Source organism: Pseudomonas leptonychotis (assembly GCF_004920405.1).
Taxonomy (GTDB): Bacteria; Pseudomonadota; Gammaproteobacteria; order Pseudomonadales; family Pseudomonadaceae; genus Aquipseudomonas; species Aquipseudomonas leptonychotis.
Genome location: NZ_RFLV01000027.1, coordinates 1 through 206, shown reverse-complemented (window position 1 = coordinate 206; position 206 = coordinate 1). Strand labels below are relative to the sequence as shown.

The following is a 206-nucleotide window of genomic DNA, read 5'->3' as shown; positions in this document are numbered from 1 at the left end:
CGCTGAGGGTGCCGTTCTCGACGCTGACATCGGTGTTATCAAAGGCGACGACCGCCTCGCTGAAGGTGATGGTGACCAAGCTGGTCTCACCGACGCTGAGGGCGGTGTCGGCCATCACAATGCTGGCCACGGTGGGCGCGCCGATGTCGACGGCCTGGGTGGCGTTGGCGGCAGTGCTGGCGTTGCCGGCGGCATCGACAGCAGCG

General features: G+C 67.0%; 1 protein-coding gene. It reads right to left on the bottom strand.

From position 1 onward, the window contains the following. Window positions 1–206, bottom strand: a 206-nt coding sequence (locus D8779_RS20515; RefSeq protein ID WP_136666462.1) for an Ig-like domain-containing protein, incomplete at both ends; no start/stop codon positions are given.